We start from the raw sequence: 21002 nt of genomic DNA, 5'->3' as shown, positions 1-21002 counted from the left end.
CGCCTATCCCGCCGTTTGCAGGACGATCAGTCCGGCCGCGATGACCAGCGCGGCAATGATGCGCCGCGCCCCGAACGGTTCCTTGAGAGCGATGGCGCCGATCAGCGCGGCAAACAGCACCGAGGTTTCGCGCAGCGCCGCAACGTAGGCCAGCGCCCCCTGGCTCATGGCGTAAAGCACAATGGCGTAGCCCAGCGCCGCCAGCAGGCCGGCCATGGTACCTGCCCGCCAGGCGAGGCCGAGATCGCGCCCGAGGCTATGGCGGCGCCACGCGACGGTGATGGCGACGAACGGCAGGCCGGACAGCAAAAACAGCCAGGCCGCGTAGGTGACCGGCGCCGCCGAGGCGCGCACACCCAAGCCGTCGACCAGGGTATAGGCGGCGATGAAAAGCGCGGTGACGAAAGCCAGCACCGCCGCTCGGCCGGCCCCCGGCGCCAGCCGCCCGGTGTGGGCGAGGCTGCCGATGCCGATCGAGATGAGCGCGATGCCGGCCATCCCGCCCAGGGTTGGCGTCTCGACGGCCAACGCCGCGGTGAGCCCGGCCACCAGCAGCGGCGCCGAACCGCGGGCCAGCGGATAGACGTGGCCGAGGTCGCCGTTCTGATAGGCCTTCATCAGGAAGAAGAAATAGCCGTTGTGAATGACCGCCGAGGCCAGCACGAAGGGCCACGCCTCGCCGGCCATCGGCGCCAGGAAGGGCAGCACCGCGGCCCCGGCCAGCGTTCCCGCCGCCTGGATGACGGCGAAGACGGCGACCGTGTCGCCGCCGCCCTTGCCCAGCGCGTTCCAGGAGGCGTGCATGAGGGCGGCGGCCAGCACCAGGACCACGAGGTGCGGCTGAAGGGACATGGGTTCCGCCCCGCCTAGCCGTCCAGGCCCATCAGGGCGCGGCCGAAGGCCTGGGCTTCGAAGGGCCTAAGGTCGTCCATGCCTTCGCCGACGCCGATGGCGTGGATCGGCAGGCCGAAGCGCTCGGCCAGACCGACCACGACGCCGCCCTTCGCCGAGCCGTCCAGCTTGGTGACCACCAGGCCGCTGACCTCGACCATGGCGCGGAAGGTCTCGACCTGGCTGTGGGCGTTCTGGCCGACGGTGGCGTCCATGACCAGCAGGCAGTCGTGCGGCGCCGCGGGGTCGAGCTTTTTCACCACGCGCACGATCTTCTGCAGTTCGGCCATCAGCCCCTGCTTGTTCTGCAGCCGCCCGGCGGTGTCGATGACGAGCACGTCGGCCCCCTCGGCCCTGGCCCGCTCCAGGGCGCCATAGGCCAGCCCGGCGGCGTCGGCCCCGGGGGCGCCGGAAATGACCGGGCAGCCGGTGCGTTCGCCCCACACCTGCAACTGCTCGACGGCGGCGGCGCGAAACGTGTCGGCGGCGGCGAGGTAGACGGATTTCCCCTCGCCGCGCAACTGGCGGGCCAGCTTGGCGATGGTGGTGGTCTTGCCGCTGCCGTTGACGCCGCAGATGAGGATGACGTGCGGCCGGTGGCTGCCGTCGATGGCGAGCGGGCGGGCCACCGGGGCCAGCACCTCGGCGATGGAGGCGGCCAGGGCGCCCTTGACCTCCTCGGGGCCGACTTCCTTGTTGAAGCGGGTGCGCGCGAAGTCGGCGGCCAGGCGGGCGGCGGTCGTCACCCCCAGGTCGGCCCCGATCAGCAGCTCTTCCAGCTCCTCGATGGCCGCATCGTCGAGGCGCCGCTTGGTGAACAGGTCGGCGATGCCGCCGGTGAGGCGCGACGACGAGCGGCTGAGACCCTTTTTCAGGCGGCCGAGCCAGCCGCCGTTGGCCGCCTCGCTCATGACAGGGGAACGCCCAGCAGGTGATCGCCCCGGGCCTCGGCAAGGCGCACCTCGACGACGGCGCCGGCCGGAGCCGCGCCGGCGAGGCGCACCCTCGCGTAATGGGGGGTGTGGCCCTCGTCCCCGCTCTCGACCAGCACCTCGGCGGTGCCGCCAACCTGGGAGGCGAGATAGGCGGCCAAGGCGGCATCCCCGGCCTCGCGCAGGCGGGCGGCGCGCTCGCGGCGCACCTCGCCCGGCACCTGCGGCATGCGGGCGGCCGGCGTGCCGGCGCGGGCCGAGAACGGGAAGACGTGCAGGAAGGTGAGGCCCATGTCGGCGACGGCGGAAAGGGTATTTGCGAACATCGCCTCGTCCTCGGTCGGGAAGCCGGCGATGAGGTCGGCGCCGATGACGACGTCGGGCCGGGCCGCCCGCGCCCGCTGGCACACCGATATGGCGCCGGCCCGCGAATGGCGCCGCTTCATGCGCTTGAGCACCAGGTCGTCGGCGGCCTGGAGGCTGAGATGCAGGTGCGGCATCAGCCGGGGCTCCCCGGCCAGCAGCGCGAAGAGGGTGTCGTCCATGGCGGCGGGGTCGAGCGAGGAGAGGCGCAGGCGCTTCAACTCCGGCACCTCGGCGAGGATGGCGGCCACGGCGTCGCCCAGCTTAGGCCCTTCCGGCAGGTCGGCGCCATAGGAGCAGATGTCGACCCCGGTCAGCACCGCCTCGGCGTAACCGCGGGCGGTCAAGGCCCGCACCTGCTCGACGATGCGCTCCGGCGGCACCGAGCGGTTGGGGCCGCGCGCGAAGGGGATGATGCAGAAGGTGCAGCGGTGATCGCAGCCCTGCTGGATCTGCACGAAGGCCCGGGTGCGCTCGCCGAAGTCGCTGATCAGGGGGGTGTCGATCAGGTGCCCGGCGGTCTCGCGAATGGTCATGATGTCGGTGACGCGGATGCGCCCGGCGCCTTCGGCCAAGTTGGCGGCATCGAGCTTCTCGGCGTTGCCCACCACCTGGTCGACCTCGGGCATGGCGGCGAATTTGGCGGCGCCCAGTTGCGCGGCGCAGCCGGTGACCACGATGCGGGCGCCGGGATGCTCGCGGCGCAGCCTGCGGATGGTCTGGCGGGCCTGGCGTTCGGCCTCGGCGGTCACCGCGCAGGTGTTGACGATGACGGTATTGGAAATTCCGGCGGCCAGCGCGCGTTCGCGGATCACCTCGGATTCGAAGGCGTTGAGCCGGCAGCCCAGGGTGACGATCTTGGGCGGCGCCATGTCAGCCCCCCAGCAGCGCGGGTTCGAGCATGCCCTTGAAGCTGGTCGTCACCGGGCCGGTCATGCGCACGCGCCCGTCGTCGCGCCATTCGATGAACAGGGTGCCGCCGTCCAGCACGACATGAACCTTGCGCCCGGTGAAGCCGCGCCGGTGGGCGGCCACCACCGAGGCGCAGGCGCCGGTGCCGCAGGCCCGCGTCACGCCGGTGCCGCGCTCCCACACCCGCATGCGGATGCGGTCGGGCGCGATGACCTCGACCGCCTCGACGTTGGTGCGCTCGGGGAACAGCGGATGATGCTCGACCACCGGGCCCCAGGTTTCCATCGCCACCGCCTCGGCGTCGTCGACGAAGAAGACGGCGTGCGGGTTGCCCATGTTGACCGCCGTGGCTTCGTGAAGCGGCCCGGCCTCGACGGCAAAGCGCAGGGTATCGCGGGCCTCGGCCAGCGGGATCTGCTGCCACTCCAGGCGCGCCGGGCCCATGTCGACGGCGACGATGCCGTCGCCCACCGCGTCGGCGGCAAGCAGGCCGGCCACCGTCTCGATGACGGCGGAACGCGTGCCCTTCTCGGCCATGGCGATGGCGGCGACGCAGCGCGTGGCGTTGCCGCAGGCCTCGATCTCGCCGCCGTCGGCGTTGAAGATCTGCATGAAGGCGTCGGCCTCGCCGTTCCGGGGCGCCCCCACCACCACCAGCTGGTCGCAGCCCACGCCGGTGTGGCGGTCGGCGATGGCCCGCACCTGGGCGGCGGTCAGCGCGATGGGCGCGGTTCGGCCGTCGAGCACGACGAAATCGTTGCCCAGCCCGTGCATCTTGAGGAAAGAGAGCCCGCTCATGACCGGGTTAATATGGCCTGCGTGGCCCGGATGTCCACAGATTTCGGGCCGGTTCTCCCGTTGGCCCGGGCGGCGGATGAAGGGGAACCACCGAGAACACCGAGAACACAGAGGTTCACCGAGAAGGATTGAAAGCGCGGGCGATGCCCGCGCAATTTACTTTCTCTGTGATCCTCTGTGAATCCTCGGTGCCCTCTGTGTTTCACCTTCTTATGCCCCCCCCTACCGGTTGGTTGCCCGGAAGTGGGCCATGTGGAAGCCGGCCTGGGCAGGGGCGTAGACGTGATCCCGCCCGACCGGGCAGGCCCGCCGCGCCGCGCACCCCAGCGACAGGCAGCCGGTTCCGGCCGGCCCGTCGAGGAAGGCCACGCAGGCCGGCACGTCGTAGGCCCCGGGGGCCAGGGCCGACACCGGGCAGGCGGACAGGCAGGGCTTCGCCGCGCAGCCCGCGCACGGGCTGGCGGCGGCGGCCGGGGCGGGCAGCGGGATGCGTCCGGCGAACAGCAGGGCGGCGCGATAGGCGTGCCACAGGCCGTAAGTTGGATGGATCAAGGGCCCGATGGGGGACGGGAACACGGCGTCGCCCCGCATCGCCCAGCGCTGGAAGGGAAGGTACGGCGGCCCGTCGAAGGGAAAGAGAACGCTCGCCCCGAGGTCGCGGGCGACGCCGGCAAGAACGGTGCGTGTCCAGGCATCGAGCGGGTTTGGCGCGGCGGGCTCGGGCGCCGCCGCCCGGAAGGCCTCCCACATCGCCGGCCCGGCGTTGCCGACCATGACCAGCGTGCCCGGGTTCCCCGGCACGCCGTCGGCCGGCTCGGGATGGAAGCCGCCCCGCACCATGAAGCCATGGCGGGCGACGGCGCGGGCGAGGGTGTCGAGGTCGGGGTTCACGGGCGGCGCATCTCCGGCGAAGTCATCGTCATCGTTTCCAGCTTATGCGGGCAACGCATTGGAACAACACGATAAAATGCGGATTCCCACCATAGCATCGTCATCATCTGTCATCATCTGTCGTCATTTTGGCGTTTCCCGTTTGTTTGCAGAGCGTTGAGGGGAGCGGAGCGGCATCGGCGCGATTTTCTCTTAGCGGGCCGGGCAAGCGTCGCCGAAGTAGACGAGCCCTGTTGCCAGGAAGACCAACGCGAAAAACAGCAACGCAACCCCCCAGAACCGCTTGGCTCGGCGCATGTGGCCCTGGGCGGCGGGGTTGCCGTAAGCAGCTTCCCGGAAGAAGCCATGCAGCATGAACATGTTTTTCGGCGAGTGAGCCTTCTTGAAAGAGACCCCGAATGTCTCGGCAAGCGCGACCCGGGGCCCATGCTCCCTGATGTTCGCCATGGCGACGGAGACAATGCATGCAGCCATAGCCAGGAACGCCGGAACGCCCAGAATTAAAAAGAATTCGAAGCTCCTGAACGCACAAGGCATGACGCCACGCTATTCCTTTCTTGGTTCCGAGGGGCCGATCCGTTGGTACCGTTCCCCTCCGCTTTACCGAGTAAAAATGGTGTAGGATTATAATCCAATTTATAGGAAAAATCAACAGAATGAATTGGAACGGGGCAGCAGAGGATGTGCCCTGGCGGGGCGTCACGAAAGTCGCTAGCCCAGACAATAAATACGAGAAATAATATGTGCCATGAACCATCTGGAAACACTCACTGCCGAATGGCTTGGATACAACGGCTATTTCGTTCGTACGGCCGTGAAAGTAGGTAGAAGGGCCAATGGGGGATGGGACGGTGAACTGGATGTAGTCGGTTTCCATCCGGCGCACCGACATCTTCTCCACGTCGAGTGCTCAATCGACGCCGACACATGGGTGGTTAGAGAAGACAGATTCAGCCGGAAGTTCGCCATTGGCCGCAGGTACGTCCGCGATCTCTTTTCAGGCATAGAATTGCCAGCAGAGTTGGACCAAGTCGTCGTGCATGGTTATGCGTCTGCGGCTGAGAAACATCGACTTCTCGGTAAAGGACGGTTGATAACATGCCAGGAGCTTACAGCCGAAATTGCCTCTGGCATTCCGGCCTCCACATGGAAAAATGCCGTGCCGGAAACCTATCCGCTACTTCGTACGCTGCAGCTTGCTAAGATGGCGGGTGCGAGATTGGGGCCGCCGATGGTGAGGCTGATCCAAAAATTGGATATGGCGCCGGTGGATTTAAGTCCGCAACCGGCCATATCGACCCGCTAATTGTATGTTACGGTGGTATGGTGGGCAAATAAATGCCTGAAATTGATGCGATATTAAAAAGTGTTGTCGACGATTACGTTCGAATTCAGCGCATCGTTGATGATCAAACTGTAATCATATTTGATAAATCTAGATCGTATATAAATGCGGTTGTAACAGTTGGGTACGCGAGTTTTTTTGCTATATGGGGATTTACAAAAGATAGTATTCCGGAAAAGGTTTCAACACATGTTGCTATAGCAATGGGAATTTCTATACTGTTATTTGTTCTTTTTGTTGTAGTTGATATGCTGTTTATAACATATGTTACAGTTAAATTTAATAACAATGTTAGATTTAATATAAATTTCAAAACTGTCAGCGAGGCTATAGCTCATTCACAAGAATATGGAAATAAAGTTGATATATTTCAGCGCGATATTAAACGAGCAAGTTTATCTATAATTATAATATGGCCGTTTTTCTTTGTTCCATCTTTACTATCTGGTTTGTATGCTTCTATTTTATTATTGTATAATTTTCTTGCAAAACTTGTTGTGTGTCTTCCATATTGGCCGGTGTAATTCAGAAACTACGGAAACAGCACGCTAATTTGTGGTGGTTGTGAGCCCAGCCAACGGAATCATGATTCCTACACAACCTACGTCCACAAAGACTCTTCCCTGTTCATTACAACCCTGAACGTCTTAAAGGCCGGTCGAGCCTTGAGCCGTTCTACATGAGCGTTTTCGTTTCCAAGAACCCCTTCGAGATCGTAACGGGAAATGCTGGATTGAGGGCCTACGATGACCTGGGCAAGCTTCAGATCCTCGGAAAAGTCATAAAAATAATGCCCATTTTGCGGATCTCTGTCTTCCAGGCTGACAAACAGCCGCACCTCGTCTTCATATCGCCAGTGACTGAATTTCGTAGCGAGGATTTTCGCGATTGCTCCCTCTCTAACGGCGTTGTCCGGGAAAAATAGATCGGTTGGCATAAGCCTTCTGGCAGTATAAGTCACACGTATTGCCAGCTCATCGGGGATATCGAAACCTAAACAAAGCCCTTTGTGCCTGTCTGCATAGTGACTCCATAGTAATGGATTTCTCCAGCGTCGACTGAAGCAAAGCAAGCCTCGATATTCCGCCAGTGCAATTTTAATTTTCTTAAACGCTTGGCGTATGTCCTTGTCGGAAAGATCAACGCCCAATAGCTCGAACGGATCATTAAGCTCGCCGAACCGGGCTATTTTCAGATGGCAATTCCGCAGAGCATCAAGACCATGTTCTGCATTGAGAAAATGGTAGACGCGCATAATGTTGCACACTCCCCCCGAACCATTTAGCTAATTGAGTGCGCCGTCACCGCAATTAAGCCCAATGCGGTCGCTGGCTTAAGCGCAAACTCGCCTCTTACACCGCAATCCGCGTCTCGATAGCGTCGTAGTCGGCGCGCAGGCCGCCGTCGGCGGCCTCGATCAGGCCGGCGGCCATCAGGGCCTGGACGTCGGCGTGGACGTTGCTATCGTCGCGGCCCAGCGCCTTGGCCAGGGCGCGCACGCTGGCGGTCCTGTGCCGGCGGACGTGGCGCAGCAGTTCGAGGCGCTTGCCGGTCAGCACGCGCACGGGCTGGCGGCGGCGGCCGGGGCGGGCAGGGGAATGCGCCCGGCGAACAGCAGGGCGGCGCGATAGGCGTGCCACAGGCCATAGGTGGGATGGATCAAGGGCCCGATGGGCGAGGGGAACACGGCGTCGCCCCGCATCGCCCACCGCTGAAACGGCAGGTACGGCGGCCCGTCAAAGGAGAAGAGGGGGGTGGCCCCGAGATCGCGGGCGATCCCGCCCAGCACCTCGCGCGTCCATGCATCGAGCGGGTTTGGCGTGAAGGGCTCGGGACAGGCCGCCCGGAAGGCCTCCCACATCGCGGGCCCGGCGTTGCCGATCATCACCAGCGTGCCCGGATCGCCTGGGACGCCATCGGCCGGGAGAGGATGAAAGCCGCCGCGCAGCAGGAAGCCGTGGCGGCCGATGGCGGCGGCGAGGGCCTTCATGGGCATGGCCCCTCCTCTCACAGCACCCGGGCGACGCCGGGCAGCCGCCTGAGGAGAATGACGGCGGCGAAGCAAAGGACGAGGGCCAGCCCGGTGACCGCCAGGAACTTGGCGAAGGGCGGCAGCGGGACGCCGAGGAAGACGAGGTTGAGGCCGACCACCACGAAGACGTGCAGGATGAAGACGCCGTAGGCGGCGCCGGCCAGGGGGCCGAGCCAGGGGTGCGGGCGGTTCCAGCGCTCGCGGAAATGAACGACCAGCCCGACCGCCAGGCCGACGGCGAGGGTCGCCTCCCATACCGGGAACAGGTCCCGCACGGTGGCGGCGTCGAGGAGCCGGAAACCAGCGAACTCGTCGAAGTACCGGAGCGCATACCAGAAGACGGCTGCGGCGAGCCCGACCCCGAGCCACACCCGGCCGACGGCGGCCGGTATCGTCTCGAACCAGCGGTGGCGGCCGGCCACCGTGCCGGCGACGAAAAGGGCCAGGTATTGCGGCAGATGGGCGGGCTCCATGGGCATGACACCCAGGAAGTTGACCCAGCGGTCCTGCGGGAACTCCAGGCGGACCAGCCCGCCGGCGACGGCGATGACGACTGCGAGGCCGATCAGCCCCCGATGGCCGGTCGGTGGCGCCAAGCCTTCGGCGGCGAGGCGAGGAAAGGCGACGGCAAGGCTGGCGAAGGCGAGGCCGTAGACCAGCAGATGGAAGACGAACCACAGAGGGCCGTAAGTGACCCGCCACTGACCGATGTAGACCTCGGCGTAGTAGGCGAGGAAGCCCTGCCCGCCGTCCGTTCCGGCATAGCCGATGAAGGGAAAGACGAGGAAGCCCATGATGACGAGCGGCGGGCCGAGGCGGACCAGGCGGTCGGCGGCGAAGCGGCGGGCGCCCTTGCGGGCCAGCGAGGCGGGGACGAAATAGCCGGAAATCAGGAAGAAGAGCCCCATGAAGAAGCCGGCGTTGACCGCGAAGAAGGGATCGAGCCATTGGCTGCGCTCCGCCTCGAAGACCGGCCAGGCACCCCCAGTCGGCCCGTAGGCCTGGGCGCCGTGGTGGGCGACGACCAGCGAGACGAGGCCGATCCGCAACCACTCGATGAAATGGAGTGTGGGACGGGCGGCGGTCATGGCCGCGTCCGGCGGTTCAGGCCGACTGCAGCAAAATGAGGAGAGTCCGGTTTTGCGTGCTTGAGCCAATCAATTGAAACTGAACGACAAAGTCCGGATTCTCCATTGCTGTAGTCGCGGCCCAGCGCCTTGGCCAGGGCGTGCACGCTTGTCACTTTGTGCCGGCGGACGTGGCACGGCAGTTCGAGACGCTTGGCGATGAGCACGCGGGCCAGGCGCCCGATCCGGCGAAATGATTCCATGGCCCGGCTGGCGGCAGCCACCCTCATGCGGCGCGCGGCCGAACGGTACGGGTAATTTCCTCACCCTTCTCGATCTCGGCAACCCTGAGGTCATAGGCGACCTGCAGTCGCATCCAGATGGCGCCGCCGTTCCCGAAATACCGGCCAAGCCGCAAGGCGGTATCGGCGGTAATCCCGCGTCGTCCAGCGACGATCTCGGTAAGCCGGTTTGTCGGCACTCCCAGCGCCTGGGCAAACTGATTGCCCGAAAGCTTCAGGACCTCCATCTCGTCTCTTAGGTGCTCTCCCGGATGGATCGGCGGCAGTTTGTTTTCAGCGATGATGGTTGACGATTTCGACATCGTAAGCATCTCCATTTTCGAAGCGGAAGAATATCCACCATTGTTGGTTGATCCTGATGCTGAACTGGCCCTTGCGATCGCCCCCGAGGGCTTCAAAGCCGTTTGACGGCATCCCCATCAACTCGCAGATGGTCGCGGCCTTGAGCCGCCGCTCGGTCCCCGCCTGAAGGCTGCAAACCGCTTGACGCGCTTCCCAGCGTAGAGGTCGGCGGCCCGGCGGTCGGCAAGTGTTTTGATCATCCGTACATGGTAGTACGCTGTACGGATGATGTATAAGACAAAAGTCAAGGCTGGGCTACGGACCGTAGCCGGCACCCCCAAAAAAACTCGCCGGAATTACGGCGTGGAACCTCGCGCGCCGAATGCCGTTTCCGGAACAATAGCGCCTCCGCAAATATGCGTATCCGAAATCGGAGGGTTTTTTTCCGATGCTCGATCTGTTGCAAGTCGTGGCCGTGATGGTGGTGGCACTGCCCACGGCGCTGTCGGTCGCCCACGCCCTGGAATTTCCCGGCAAGAAGCGGCTCGACGAGCAAACCTATCGGGCCGTACAGAGAATCTACTACCCGGGGTTCACCATCGGCGGCATCGCCGAAATCGCCGCCATCCCGCTGACGGCTCTTCTTCTGTTCCTGACGCCGACGGCAAATGCGGCCTTCTGGGTGGTGTTGATCGCTTTCATCGGCATGATCGCCATGCACACGGTCTATTGGCTCGTCACCCACCCCGTGAACATGTACTGGATGGAAGGACAGCCGGTAAGCACGTCCGGCGCGCGTTTTTTCGCCATCGCTTCGAAGCGGGGAGGTCCGCCGCCGGCATGGACGGACCTGCGCGACCGTTGGGAATATTCCCACATTGCGCGGGCGTGTCTCGGCTGTATAAGCCTGTTTGTGCTGGTGATATCCCTGGTCGTCGGGCCGGAGCCGTCTTGATGAAATCCGCCGCCGGCATGGGGCGCCTGTAGCGCGTCCACCCGGCGGCGGACCGATACGTCTTCGGTTGCGGGGCTCAGCCCTCGCTTTCGGAGACGATGCCGGTGGTGGCGTCGATGAAAAGCTTCACCGGCTTGCCGTCCTTCTGGGCCGTGGCTTCGTATTTCTCGCCCGAGCGCATGACGCCCGTCACGTTGGAGTAGCCCTCGGATTCGAGCTTCGACTTGACGGTGGCCTCGCTCAACTGGGCCGACTCCGAGCCCTGCATCTCGGAACCGGTCGGCCCGCCGGGCTGGCCCTGGCTCGGCGAGGCGCCGGTCTCGGTGGACGGCGAGGAATCGGAGCCGGAACCGGAGCCGGCGTCCTGGGCGAAGGCCAGAGACGAGGCGCCCAGCAGCAGGGCGGCGGCGATCGATGTCATTTTCACATAGGTCATGGCTTTTCACCTTCCGTGGCTGTTTTCGAGGGATCGGGCGATGGCGGACCCGCCGGACGCCGCATGGCATCGCGTCCTCTGGTCCCGGCCATCTTCCGCATGAGCATCCGTAACGCCGGCGGCGGGCAGGGGTTCCGGCCGGGGGCCGGATGTTCACGCCATCGTGATTCCTTGACTCCGCCCCCTTGCGCCCGTAATGTCCGCCCCGTCGTTTAAGACGCCCCGAGGGGCGCCGCCAGTCCGCGAGTTTTCGCGCACTGGCGTTTTTGATTTGTCCGGCGGAAGATCGATGTTCGAGTCCTTAAGCGAGAAACTGGGCGACGTCTTCGAGCGGCTGAAGAAGCGCGGCGCGCTGTCGGAAGAGGACGTCGGCGCCGCGCTGCGCGAGATCCGCGTCGCCCTGCTCGAGGCCGACGTGGCGTTGCCCGTGGTCAAGGACTTCATCGAGGGCGTGCGCGCGCGCGCCATCGGCCAGGAGGTGCTGCGCAGCGTCACCCCCGGCCAGATGGTGGTGAAGATCGTCCACGACCACCTGATCGCCATGCTGGGCGGCGGCGACGTTCCGGCCGAAATCAACGTCGCCGGCATTCCCCCGGTCGCCATCCTGATGGTCGGCCTGCAGGGTTCCGGCAAGACCACCACGTCGGCGAAACTCGCCATGCGGCTGGCCAAGCGCGACAAGAAGCGGGTGCTGATGGCATCCCTCGACGTCTATCGCCCGGCCGCCCAGCAGCAGTTGAAGGTCTTGGGCGAGCAGGCCCAAGTGCCGGTGCTGCAAGCCGTGCTGGGCGAACAGCCGCTGGCCATCACGCGGCGGGCCATGGAAACCGGCAGGCGCGAAGGCTACGACGTCGTCGTGCTGGATACCGCCGGCCGCCTGCACATCGACGAGGCCCTGATGGCCGAGGTGCAGATGGTGCGCGACATCGCGCGCCCCACCGAGACCCTGCTGGTGGCCGACGCGCTGACCGGGCAGGACGCCGTCAACCTGGCCCGCGAGTTCCACCAAAAGGTCGGCATCACCGGCCTGGTGCTGACCCGCGTCGACGGCGACGCGCGCGGCGGCGCCGCCCTTTCCATGCGCGCCGTCACCGGCCAGCCGATCAAGCTGATGGGCGTCGGCGAGAAGCTGGACGCGCTGGAAGCCTTCGATGCCCGGCGCATCGCGGGACGCATCCTCGGCATGGGCGACGTGGTGGGCCTGGTCGAGAAGGCCGGCGAGGCCATGGATCAGGCCGCGGCCGAGAAGGCCGCCGCCAAGATGATGAAGGGGGAATTCACCCTCGAGGATCTGGGCGAGCAGCTGGGCCAGCTTCGCAAGATGGGCGACATGCAGGGCATCCTCGGCATGCTGCCCGGCGTCGGCAAGCTCAAGAAGCAGATGGCCGGCGCCAATGTGGACGACAGGATGCTGGCCCGCCAGCAGGCGATCATCCAGTCGATGACGCCCAAGGAGCGGCGCAATCCCAAGCTGCTCAACGGCTCGCGCCGCCGGCGCATCGCCGCCGGGGCGGGCACCACGGTGCAGGAGGTCAACCGCCTGCTCAAGCAGCACCTGCAGATGAGCACCATGATGAAAAAGATGGGCAAGCTCGGCAAGAAGGGCTTCCTGCGCGGCGGCGGCCTGCCGCCCGGCATGATGCCCCCGGGCTTTCCCGGGCGTTGAAGGAGATGAATAGTCGCCCATGAGAATTTTGCCGACGCGACCAATCAACCCTCTCCGCCGGCGGGGCGGAGAGGGTGGGCGCGAAGCGCACGGGTGAGGTGGGGACCGGCCCCGCCGTGAAGTCCCCCACCTCACCTTGATCCTCTCCGCCCCCAGGGGCGGAGAGGAAATCGAAGTCCAGTTTTGTTTCGTTATCGTATCGTTTTGAGACAACCGTTATCGCTCTTCACCAGTAGAAGGAATCACGTTCACCATGTCCCTCAAGATCCGTCTGTCCCGGGCCGGCGCCAAGAAGCGCCCCTACTATCGTATCGTCGTCGCCGACTCGCGCAGCCCGCGCGACGGCCGCTTCATCGAGCGCATCGGCAGCTACAACCCGATGGTCGCCAAGGACCACCCGGAGCGCGTCACGCTCGACGTCGAGCGGGCCAAGCATTGGCTGTCGGTGGGGGCGCTGCCCAGCGACCGTGTCGCCCACTTCTGCGCCAATGCCGGCCTGATGGCGGCCCCGACCGTGCCCGACAAGCAGACCAAGAAGAACCAGCCGAAGGCCAAGGCGCAGGAGCGCCTGAAGGCCGAGGCCGAGGCGGCGGCCAAGGCGGCCGAGGAAGCGGCGGCGGCGTCGGCGGCTCCGGCTCCGGCGGACGAGCCGGCGGACGAGCCGGCGGCCGGCTGACCCTCCGGCTTCGCGGGAGACGGCCGTGGCGGCCAACCGGCCAGAGGCTAGGGTGTGCGTCGGCGTCATCGCCGGGGCGCGCGGGCTCAAGGGCGAGGTGCGGGTGAAAAGCTTCACCGCCCGGCCCGAGGACGTCGGCGCCTACGGCCCGCTTTCCGACGAGGCGGGGACGCGCACGCTCAGGCTCGCCGTGACCGGGCCGGCCAAGGATGCCGTCATCGCCCGCGTCGAGGGGGTCGCCGACCGCACGGCCGCCGAGGCGCTCAAGGGCACGCGGCTTTACGTGGCCCGCGACGCCCTGCCGGCGGCGGCGGAGGACGAGTTCTACCACGCCGACCTCATCGGCCTTCGGGTCGAGGCGGTGGGCGGGGTGGGTCCGGCGGCGTGGGGCGCGGTGAAGGCGGTCCACGATTTCGGCGGCGGCGCGCTCATCGAGATCGAGCGGCCGGACGGCGCCACGGTGATGCTGCCCTTCACCAAAAAGGCGGTGCCCGAAGTGGACATCGCGGGCGGACGCATCGTGGTGGTGCCGCCCGAGGAAACGACGGCGGAAACGGACGGGGCCGGGCCATGACAGGAGAGGGCGACATGCCCATATGGACGGCGCGGGTGCTGACCATTTTCCCCGAGATGTTCCCGGGGCCGCTCGGCCAATCGCTGGCCGGCCAGGCCCTCGAAAAGGGGATTTGGGCGCTGGAAACGGTGGACATTCGCGGCTTTGCAAGCGATAAACACCGCACCGTGGACGACGCCCCCTTCGGCGGCGGCCCGGGGATGGTCATGCGGCCCGACGTTGTCGACGCCGCCATCGCCGCGGCGAAAGGCACGGATCCGGCCCTGCCGTTGATCTTCCTTTCGCCGCGCGGCCGTCCGCTCGATCAGGCGCGGGTGCGCGCCTTGGCGGCGGGGCCCGGGGCGCTGGTGCTGTGCGGCCGCTTCGAGGGCGTCGACCAGCGGGTGCTGGACGCGCACGGCGCCGAGGAGATCAGCCTCGGCGACTTCGTGCTGTCGGGCGGCGAGCCGGCGGCGATCGCCTTGATCGACGCCTGCGTCAGGATCGTTCCGGGGATCATCGGCAAGGCCGAGTCGCTGGAGGAGGAGAGTTTCGAGCGCGGGCTGCTGGAGTACCCGCACTTCACCCGGCCCCAGGTCTGGCAGGACCGCGCGGTGCCGGAGGTGCTGGTTTCGGGCCACCACGCCAAGGTCCGCGCCTGGCGCCTGGCCGAGGCCGAACGGATCACCCGGGAGCGCCGGCCCGACTTGTGGGCGCGTTATACCGAAGGCCCCGGCGGCCGCGCCTAGGGACGGGCGGACAGGGATTTTGAATTCGCGCCATGACGGCGCCAGAGGATTTGGAAAAGGACGGAAGCCATGAACATCATCGAGCAAATGGAACAGGAGCAGATCGCCAAGGCGACGGACGCGCGCGGCGTGCCGGAATTCGCACCGGGCGATACGGTTCGCGTCAACGTCAAGGTGGTCGAGGGCACGCGCGAGCGCGTCCAGGCCTTCGAGGGCGTGTGCATCGGGCGCAGGAACAGCGGCCTCAATTCGTCGTTCACCGTGCGCAAGATCTCGTACGGCGAAGGGGTGGAGCGCGTCTTCCCGCTGTTCTCGCCCTCCATCGACGGCATCGAGGTGGTGCGCCGCGGCGACGTCCGGCGGGCCAAGCTTTATTATCTGCGCGGCCGCACCGGCAAGCGGGCCCGCATCGCCGAGAAGACCGACGGCTACTCGGCCAAGCTGACCGCCCAGGACAAGCAGGAGGCGGCCGAGGCCAAGGCCGCCGCCCACGCCGCCCAGAAGGCGCCGAAGGCCGAGGCCGAGGCCCAAGAGTAGGCGTTCGTTCCATCGGCCCGCGGGGGGCCTCCCCGCGGGCGACCGACGTCAGGAGGAGCCCTCGTCATGGCCCGACCGCGCACGCTGTTCGACAAGATCTGGGATAGCCATCTGGTGCACGTCCAGGAGGACGGCACCTGCGTGCTCTACATCGACCGCCACTTGGTCCACGAAGTCACCAGCCCCCAGGCCTTCGAGGGCCTGCGCGTGGCCGGCCGCAAGGTGCGCCAGCCGGCCCTGACGCTGGCGGTGGCCGACCACAACGTGCCGACCACCGATCGCGCCAAGGGCATCGCCGACGAGGAAAGCCGCATCCAGGTCGAGACCCTGACCCGGAACTGCGCCGACTTCGGTATTCCCTATTTTGCGATGGAAGACGCCCGCCAGGGGATCGTGCACATCATCGGCCCCGAGCAGGGCTTCACGCTGCCCGGCGCCACGCTGGTGTGCGGCGATTCGCACACCTCGACGCACGGCGCCTTCGGGGCCCTGGCCTTCGGCATCGGCACCTCGGAGGTCGAGCACGTGCTGGCCACTCAGACGCTGCTGCAGAAGCCGGCCAAGAACATGCGCATCTCGGTGGAGGGCGAACTGCCCTTCGGCGTCACCGCCAAGGACCTGATCCTCGCCATCATCGGCACCATCGGCACCGCGGGCGGCACCGGGCACGTCATCGAATACGCCGGCCCCGCCGTGCGCGCCCTTTCGATGGAGGGGCGCATGACCATGTGCAACATGTCGATCGAGGGCGGCGCCCGGGCCGGCCTGGTGGCTCCCGACGAGACCACCTTCGCCTTCCTCAAGGGAAGGCCGCAGGCCCCCAAGGGCGCCCAGTGGGAGGCCGCGGTCGCCTACTGGAAGACCCTGGCCTCCGATCCCGGCGCCCAATACGACAAGGAAATCGTCATCAAGGCCGCCGACATCGCGCCGCAGGTGACCTGGGGCACCAGCCCGCAGGACGTGGTGGCGATCACGGGCCGGGTGCCCGATCCGGCCAAGGTGGCCGACGAGGGCAAGCGCAACGCCATGCAGCGGGCGCTCGATTACATCGGGCTTACCCCCGGCACGCCGATGGCGGACGTCAAGGTCGACAAGGTGTTCATCGGGTCGTGCACCAACGGCCGCATCGAAGACCTGCGCGCCGCCGCCGCGGTGGCCAAGGGCCGCAAAGTGGCCGCCCATGTCGGCGCCCTGGTGGTGCCCGGCTCGGGCCTGGTCAAGGAACAGGCCGAAAGCGAGGGCCTGGACAAGGTCTTCCTCGAGGCCGGCTTCGAGTGGCGCGAGCCGGGTTGTTCCATGTGCCTGGCCATGAACGCCGACAAGCTGATGCCCGGCGAGCGCTGCGCCTCGACCTCGAACCGCAACTTCGAGGGGCGCCAGGGGCGCGGCGGGCGGACCCACCTGGTCAGCCCGGCGATGGCCGCCGCCGCCGCCGTCACCGGCCATCTCACCGACGTGCGCGAACTGATGGGGGAGTGATCGCCATGGAGAAGTTCACCACGCTGACCGGCGTCGCGGCGCCCTTGGACATGATCAACGTCGACACCGACATGATCATCCCCAAGCAGTTCCTCAAGACCATCAAGCGCACCGGGCTCGGCAAGAGCCTGTTCTTCGAGATGCGCTTCGACGACGACGGCAAGGAAAAGCCCGGCTTCGTGCTCAACAAGCCGGCCTACCGCAAGGCCCAGATCCTGGTGGCGGGCGACAACTTCGGCTGCGGGTCGTCGCGCGAGCACGCGCCGTGGGCGCTCTTGGACTTCGGCATCCGCTGCGTGATTTCCACCAGCTTCGCCGACATCTTCTACAACAACTGCTTCAAGAACGGCATCCTGCCCATCGCCGTTTCCAAGGAAGACCTGGACAAGCTGATGGACGACGCCCAGCGCGGCGCCAATGCCACCCTCACGGTGGACCTCGCCAAGCAGGAAATCCGCGGCCCCGACGGCGGCTGCGTCACGTTCGACATCGACCCCTTCCGCAAGCATTGCCTGCTCGAGGGCCTGGACGACATCGGCCTCACCCTCCAGAAAGCCGAGGCCATCGAGACCTTCGAGGAAAAACAGAAGATGACCCAGCCCTGGGTGCATCGCGCCGCCGCCCAACCCGCTTGATCCGCCGGCGGCGCCCAACGGAAACAACAAGAAAGCGAGAAGAAGCATGCCCTCCGCCAAGACCCTGCTGATGCTGCCCGGCGACGGGATCGGCCCCGAAGTCATGGCCGAAGTCCGCCGTGTCATCGAGTGGATGGACCGCCGCCGCCACGTTTCCTTCGACATCGCCGAGGGGCTGGTCGGCGGCTGCGCCTATGACGTTTGCGGCGAGGCCGTTTCCGACCAAACCATGGCCGACGCCATGAAAGCCGACGCCGTGCTGCTGGGCGCGGTGGGCGGGCCGAAGTGGGACAAGGTGCCGTTCGACAAGCGGCCGGAGGCCGGGCTTCTGCGCCTGCGCAAGGACATGGACCTGTTCGCCAACCTGCGCCCGGCGGTGGTCTTCGACGCCCTGGCCGAGGCCTCGACCTTGAAGCTCGACGTCATCAAGGGCCTCGACATCATGATCGTGCGCGAGCTCACCGGCGGCGTCTACTTCGGCGAGCCGCGCGGCATCGAGACGCTGCCCGACGGCACCCGGCGCGGCGTCAACACCCAGGTCTACACCACGCCCGAGATCCAGCGCGTGGCGCGCGTCGCCTTCGAACTGGCCCGCAAGCGCGCCAACCGCCTGGTCTCGGCCGAGAAGGCCAACGTCATGGAAAGCGGCCTTCTGTGGCGCGAAGAGGTGCAGAAGCTGCACGACGCCGAATTCCCGGACGTCCAGCTCACCCACATGTACGCCGACAACTGCGCCATGCAGCTGGTGCGCAATCCCAAGCAGTTCGACGTCATCGTCACCGACAACCTGTTCGGCGACGTGCTGTCCGACGAGGCCTCGATGGCGACCGGGTCCTTGGGCATGCTGCCCTCGGCCTCGCTCGGCGCCGCCGACGCCAAGGGCCGCCGGCGCGCCATGTACGAGCCGGTGCACGGCAGTGCGCCCGACATCGCCGGCAAGGGCATCGCCAATCCGCTGGCCACCCTGCTGTCGTTCGCCATGATGCTGCGCTATTCCTTCGACATGGCGGAAGACGCCAACCTTATCGAGCAGGCGGTGAAGAACGTGCTCAACGGCGGCCTTCGCACCGCCGACATCATGCAGAAGGGCAAGGCCCGCGTGTCGACGACGGTGATGGGCGAATCGATCGTCAAGGAACTGGACAAGCTGGCCGCCTGACCTAATTTCGGGGACACCATTAATTTCGGGGACACCATACTAAATTCGGACGCCTTCGCCTCTTGCGTGGTTTCTGCCCGAATTTAGTATGGTGTCCCCGAAATTCCGGCACGCCGCGAAATTTACCGGCCGCCACGCAGCTTGCCCTTGCATTTGCCCGGGCTTCTGGATAATGCTGGCGGCCGACGGAGTTCGAAAGACGATGATGGATCGTTCGTTCACAGGGTTCGCTCACAAGGCAATCGGCGCCGGCATGGCCCCGAAGGCTGCGTTCGCGCGCATTTCCGTCACCGGCACGACCACCACCACCACTAAAGCGAAAACCGTGGGGTAGCGCGGGCCGGACGCATTCTTACGAATGACCGAAAAAGGCCCGCAGGATGTCCCTGGCGGGCCTTTTCGTTGAGGGCCATATGCAACAGCAAGACGCGGCCGCGAGGGGTCGCTCCAATCGGGAGAAAACAACAATGGGCTACAGAGTTGCCGTCATGGGCGCCACGGGTAACGTCGGGCGCGAAATTCTTGCCATCCTGGACGAACGGAACTTCCCGGCCGACGAGGTCGTCGCCCTGGCGTCCGAGCGCTCGGTCGGCAAGGAGGTGTCCTTCGGCGAGAAGAAGATCCTGAAGGTTCAGGACCTCGCCAAGTTCGACTTCAAGGGCATCGACATCGTGCTGTCCTCGCCGGGCGCCAAGGTGTCGGCCGCCCATTCGCCGCGGGCCGCCGCCGCCGGCGCCGTGGTGGTCGACAACACGTCGTACTTCCGCATGGAGCCGGACATTCCGCTGGTGGTGCCGGAAGTCAACCCGGAGGCCATCGCCGGCTACAAGAAGCGCGGCATCATTGCCAACCCCAACTGCTCGACCATCCAGATGGTGGTGGCGCTGAAGCCGTTGCACGACATCGCCAAGATCAAGCGCGTCGTGGTGGCCACCTACCAGTCCACGTCGGGGGCCGGCAAGGAAGCCATGGACGAGCTGTTCAACCAGACCAAGGGCATCTACGCCAACGAGCCGGCCAGCCGGCACCAGAAGAAGTTCACCAAGCAGATCGCCTTCAACGCCATTCCCCATATCGACATGTTCATGGACGACGGGTCGACCAAGGAAGAATGGAAGATGGTGGTCGAGACCAAGAAAATCCTCGACGCCGGTATCGAGGTGTTCGCCACCTGCGTGCGCATCCCCACCTTCATCGGTCACGGCGAGGCGGTGCACGTGGAGTTCGAGAAGCCGATCACCGACGAGCAGGCGCGTGCCGCCCTGCGCAAGGCGCCCGGCGTCGTGGTGATCGACAAGCGGGCCAACGAGGGCTACGCGACCCCGGTCGAATGCGCCGGCGAGGATGCGACCTTCGTCAGCCGCATCCGCAAGGACCCGACGGTGAAGAACGGCATCGGCTTCTGGTGCGTGTCGGACAACCTGCGCAAGGGCGCCGCGCTCAACACCGTGCAGATCGCCGAGGAACTGATCAAGACCTACCTCAAGAAGTAGATGCCAGGGCGGCAACGGCCGCCCAAGATTTCCGGACGTAAATGCAGCCTCGCCGGGCGGTTCCGACCGCCCGGCTTTTTTTGTTCGGGCAGGAAGCCATGAGGATGCGGTCCAGTCGGCGTCACAACGTTCCTTCCCCTTGTGGCGGGGCCTTCCGAGGCGAACAGTCTACTGCTGTCGGAAGATGCCCCCCTGCACCCGGATTGCCGCCACGCACTCCGCGACGCTCAGCCTCGCGGTGTCCAGTCGCAAGGGCGCGCGGTCCCATGGGTGGTAGTCGCGGTCGATCACTGCGGACCAGTCGGGCAGCCTGAGGCCGGTAATGTCGGGCACCCGGCCCTCGACCCGGCGGCGGTGTTCCGTCGCGTCGGAGCAGACGATTTCGACCTCCAGCACGACGGCACCGGCCCGCCGGCCGAGGTCGCGCCACGCGTCGCGGGTGATCATCCAGGGGTTCACGCAGTCGGCCACAACGGTGCGGCCGAGGCGCAAGTTGTCGTGCGCTACAGCATGGGCGGCCCGGTATCCTGCGTCGTCAAGCGAGCCGGAGAGGGCGCCACTGTCGCGCATCGCCTGCTCGATGGTGTCAATGCGCAGCCAGACTGCGCCTAGTTCCCCGGCCAGTTGGAAGGCGACCGTCGATTTGCCGGTTCCGGGAAGCCCGGAGAAGACTATGAGTACCGCCATCGGGGACCACCGCTGCCGCATCGGAAAGGAGCATCGAGTGAACTCCGTTCGCGGGCGTGGCACAAGTGGCCGGGTGGCACCGACGTTATCACCCGCATCCCAAAGCCACATCGAAGAGTTGCTGCCTTGGGCCTGTCCCTCCGCCGCCAACTTCAGGGCTGT

28 protein-coding genes are annotated in these 21002 nt (G+C 65.9%); 13 read left to right on the top strand and 15 right to left on the bottom strand.

Annotation, left to right across the window (positions count from 1 at the left end):
- Positions 1 to 3: 3 nt before the first annotated feature.
- The 6 genes from ODR01_RS01035 to ODR01_RS01010 form a co-directional block, all read right to left on the bottom strand.
- A complete protein-coding gene (locus ODR01_RS01035; protein ID WP_316975733.1) occupies positions 4 to 852 on the bottom strand; it encodes an EamA family transporter in 849 nt (282 codons plus the stop codon).
- Positions 853 to 866: 14 nt separating this feature from the next.
- Complete coding sequence (gene ftsY / locus ODR01_RS01030) at positions 867 to 1802, bottom strand: signal recognition particle-docking protein FtsY (protein ID WP_316975732.1); 936 nt, start codon at positions 1800 to 1802, stop codon at positions 867 to 869.
- A complete protein-coding gene (gene mtaB, locus ODR01_RS01025) occupies positions 1799 to 3058 on the bottom strand; it encodes a tRNA (N(6)-L-threonylcarbamoyladenosine(37)-C(2))-methylthiotransferase MtaB (RefSeq protein WP_316975731.1) in 1260 nt (419 codons plus the stop codon). The genes ftsY and mtaB overlap by 4 nt, the downstream gene beginning before the upstream one ends.
- A 1-nt stretch (position 3059) precedes the next feature.
- A complete protein-coding gene (dapF, locus tag ODR01_RS01020) occupies positions 3060 to 3896 on the bottom strand; it encodes a diaminopimelate epimerase (protein ID WP_316975730.1) in 837 nt (278 codons plus the stop codon).
- Positions 3897 to 4118: 222 nt separating this feature from the next.
- Positions 4119 to 4787, bottom strand: a complete 669-nt coding sequence (locus ODR01_RS01015; protein ID WP_316975729.1) for a ferredoxin — start codon at positions 4785 to 4787, stop codon at positions 4119 to 4121.
- 192 nt (positions 4788 to 4979) lie between these two features.
- A complete protein-coding gene (locus ODR01_RS01010; protein WP_316975728.1) occupies positions 4980 to 5324 on the bottom strand; it encodes a hypothetical protein in 345 nt (114 codons plus the stop codon).
- 211 nt (positions 5325 to 5535) lie between these two features.
- Between ODR01_RS01010 and ODR01_RS01005 the strand changes: the two genes are divergently transcribed.
- On the top strand, positions 5536 to 6093 hold the full coding sequence (locus tag ODR01_RS01005; protein WP_316975727.1) for a hypothetical protein: 558 nt from the start codon (positions 5536 to 5538) through the stop codon (positions 6091 to 6093).
- Positions 6094 to 6125: 32 nt separating this feature from the next.
- Positions 6126 to 6656 (top strand): hypothetical protein, encoded by a 531-nt coding sequence (locus ODR01_RS01000; RefSeq protein ID WP_316975726.1) that lies wholly within the window; start codon positions 6126 to 6128, stop codon positions 6654 to 6656.
- Between the two features lie 77 nt (positions 6657 to 6733).
- Here the strand turns inward: ODR01_RS01000 and ODR01_RS00995 are convergent, their stop codons facing one another.
- The 7 genes from ODR01_RS00995 to ODR01_RS00970 form a co-directional block, all read right to left on the bottom strand.
- Positions 6734 to 7387 (bottom strand): DUF2971 domain-containing protein, encoded by a 654-nt coding sequence (locus ODR01_RS00995; protein ID WP_316975725.1) that lies wholly within the window; start codon positions 7385 to 7387, stop codon positions 6734 to 6736.
- 97 nt (positions 7388 to 7484) lie between these two features.
- The gene (locus tag ODR01_RS00990; RefSeq protein WP_316975724.1) at positions 7485 to 7697 is read right to left on the bottom strand and encodes an HVO_A0114 family putative DNA-binding protein; all 213 of its coding nucleotides are present in this window, start codon (positions 7695 to 7697) and stop codon (positions 7485 to 7487) included.
- Positions 7685 to 8128, bottom strand: a complete 444-nt coding sequence (locus ODR01_RS00985; protein WP_316975723.1) for a hypothetical protein — start codon at positions 8126 to 8128, stop codon at positions 7685 to 7687. The genes ODR01_RS00990 and ODR01_RS00985 overlap by 13 nt, the downstream gene beginning before the upstream one ends.
- An 11-nt stretch (positions 8129 to 8139) precedes the next feature.
- The gene (locus ODR01_RS00980) at positions 8140 to 9252 is read right to left on the bottom strand and encodes an acyltransferase (protein ID WP_316975722.1); all 1113 of its coding nucleotides are present in this window, start codon (positions 9250 to 9252) and stop codon (positions 8140 to 8142) included.
- The gene (locus tag ODR01_RS25355) at positions 9249 to 9494 is read right to left on the bottom strand and encodes an HVO_A0114 family putative DNA-binding protein (RefSeq protein ID WP_449441443.1); all 246 of its coding nucleotides are present in this window, start codon (positions 9492 to 9494) and stop codon (positions 9249 to 9251) included. Before ODR01_RS25355 ends, ODR01_RS00980 begins: the two co-directional genes overlap by 4 nt.
- Before the next feature lie 23 nt (positions 9495 to 9517).
- Positions 9518 to 9835: a HigA family addiction module antitoxin gene (locus ODR01_RS00975; protein ID WP_316975721.1), complete on the bottom strand. Its 318-nt coding sequence runs from the start codon at positions 9833 to 9835 to the stop codon at positions 9518 to 9520.
- On the bottom strand, positions 9807 to 9947 hold the full coding sequence (locus ODR01_RS00970) for a type II toxin-antitoxin system RelE/ParE family toxin (RefSeq protein WP_316975720.1): 141 nt from the start codon (positions 9945 to 9947) through the stop codon (positions 9807 to 9809). The genes ODR01_RS00975 and ODR01_RS00970 overlap by 29 nt, the downstream gene beginning before the upstream one ends.
- 316 nt (positions 9948 to 10263) lie before the next feature.
- Between ODR01_RS00970 and ODR01_RS00965 the strand changes: the two genes are divergently transcribed.
- Positions 10264 to 10770, top strand: a complete 507-nt coding sequence (locus ODR01_RS00965; protein ID WP_316975719.1) for a hypothetical protein — start codon at positions 10264 to 10266, stop codon at positions 10768 to 10770.
- 76 nt (positions 10771 to 10846) lie between these two features.
- On the opposite strand, the gene ODR01_RS00960 is transcribed toward ODR01_RS00965, so the two are convergent.
- The gene (locus ODR01_RS00960; protein WP_316975718.1) at positions 10847 to 11206 is read right to left on the bottom strand and encodes a PepSY domain-containing protein; all 360 of its coding nucleotides are present in this window, start codon (positions 11204 to 11206) and stop codon (positions 10847 to 10849) included.
- 289 nt (positions 11207 to 11495) lie between these two features.
- Between ODR01_RS00960 and ffh the strand changes: the two genes are divergently transcribed.
- From ffh to ODR01_RS00910, 10 genes are all read left to right on the top strand, one after another.
- Entirely contained in the window at positions 11496 to 12872 is a 1377-nt protein-coding gene (ffh, locus tag ODR01_RS00955) for a signal recognition particle protein (RefSeq protein WP_316975717.1), read from the top strand.
- A 253-nt stretch (positions 12873 to 13125) separates the two neighbouring features.
- Entirely contained in the window at positions 13126 to 13548 is a 423-nt protein-coding gene (rpsP, locus tag ODR01_RS00950) for a 30S ribosomal protein S16 (protein WP_316975716.1), read from the top strand.
- Between the two features lie 25 nt (positions 13549 to 13573).
- Entirely contained in the window at positions 13574 to 14122 is a 549-nt protein-coding gene (gene rimM / locus ODR01_RS00945) for a ribosome maturation factor RimM (RefSeq protein WP_316975715.1), read from the top strand.
- Positions 14123 to 14136: 14 nt separating this feature from the next.
- The gene (gene trmD, locus ODR01_RS00940) at positions 14137 to 14850 is read left to right on the top strand and encodes a tRNA (guanosine(37)-N1)-methyltransferase TrmD (protein ID WP_316975714.1); all 714 of its coding nucleotides are present in this window, start codon (positions 14137 to 14139) and stop codon (positions 14848 to 14850) included.
- 69 nt (positions 14851 to 14919) lie between these two features.
- Positions 14920 to 15387, top strand: a complete 468-nt coding sequence (rplS, locus tag ODR01_RS00935) for a 50S ribosomal protein L19 (protein ID WP_316975713.1) — start codon at positions 14920 to 14922, stop codon at positions 15385 to 15387.
- A gap of 66 nt (positions 15388 to 15453) precedes the next feature.
- On the top strand, positions 15454 to 16866 hold the full coding sequence (gene leuC, locus ODR01_RS00930) for a 3-isopropylmalate dehydratase large subunit (RefSeq protein WP_316975712.1): 1413 nt from the start codon (positions 15454 to 15456) through the stop codon (positions 16864 to 16866).
- A 5-nt stretch (positions 16867 to 16871) separates the two neighbouring features.
- Positions 16872 to 17501, top strand: a complete 630-nt coding sequence (gene leuD / locus ODR01_RS00925) for a 3-isopropylmalate dehydratase small subunit (RefSeq protein ID WP_316975711.1) — start codon at positions 16872 to 16874, stop codon at positions 17499 to 17501.
- A gap of 46 nt (positions 17502 to 17547) precedes the next feature.
- A complete protein-coding gene (leuB, locus tag ODR01_RS00920; protein WP_316975710.1) occupies positions 17548 to 18660 on the top strand; it encodes a 3-isopropylmalate dehydrogenase in 1113 nt (370 codons plus the stop codon).
- Between the two features lie 202 nt (positions 18661 to 18862).
- Positions 18863 to 18994, top strand: coding sequence for a hypothetical protein (locus ODR01_RS00915; protein ID WP_316975709.1), 132 nt, complete (start codon positions 18863 to 18865; stop codon positions 18992 to 18994).
- Positions 18995 to 19127: 133 nt separating this feature from the next.
- Complete coding sequence (locus tag ODR01_RS00910) at positions 19128 to 20153, top strand: aspartate-semialdehyde dehydrogenase (RefSeq protein WP_316975708.1); 1026 nt, start codon at positions 19128 to 19130, stop codon at positions 20151 to 20153.
- A gap of 168 nt (positions 20154 to 20321) precedes the next feature.
- Here the strand turns inward: ODR01_RS00910 and ODR01_RS00905 are convergent, their stop codons facing one another.
- Entirely contained in the window at positions 20322 to 20840 is a 519-nt protein-coding gene (locus tag ODR01_RS00905) for an AAA family ATPase (RefSeq protein WP_316975707.1), read from the bottom strand.
- Positions 20841 to 21002 lie beyond the last annotated feature (162 nt).

It is taken from the genome of Shumkonia mesophila, from assembly GCF_026163695.1.
Taxonomy (GTDB): Bacteria; Pseudomonadota; Alphaproteobacteria; order Rhodospirillales; family Shumkoniaceae; genus Shumkonia; species Shumkonia mesophila.
This window is presented reverse-complemented; position numbering and strand designations above follow the sequence as displayed.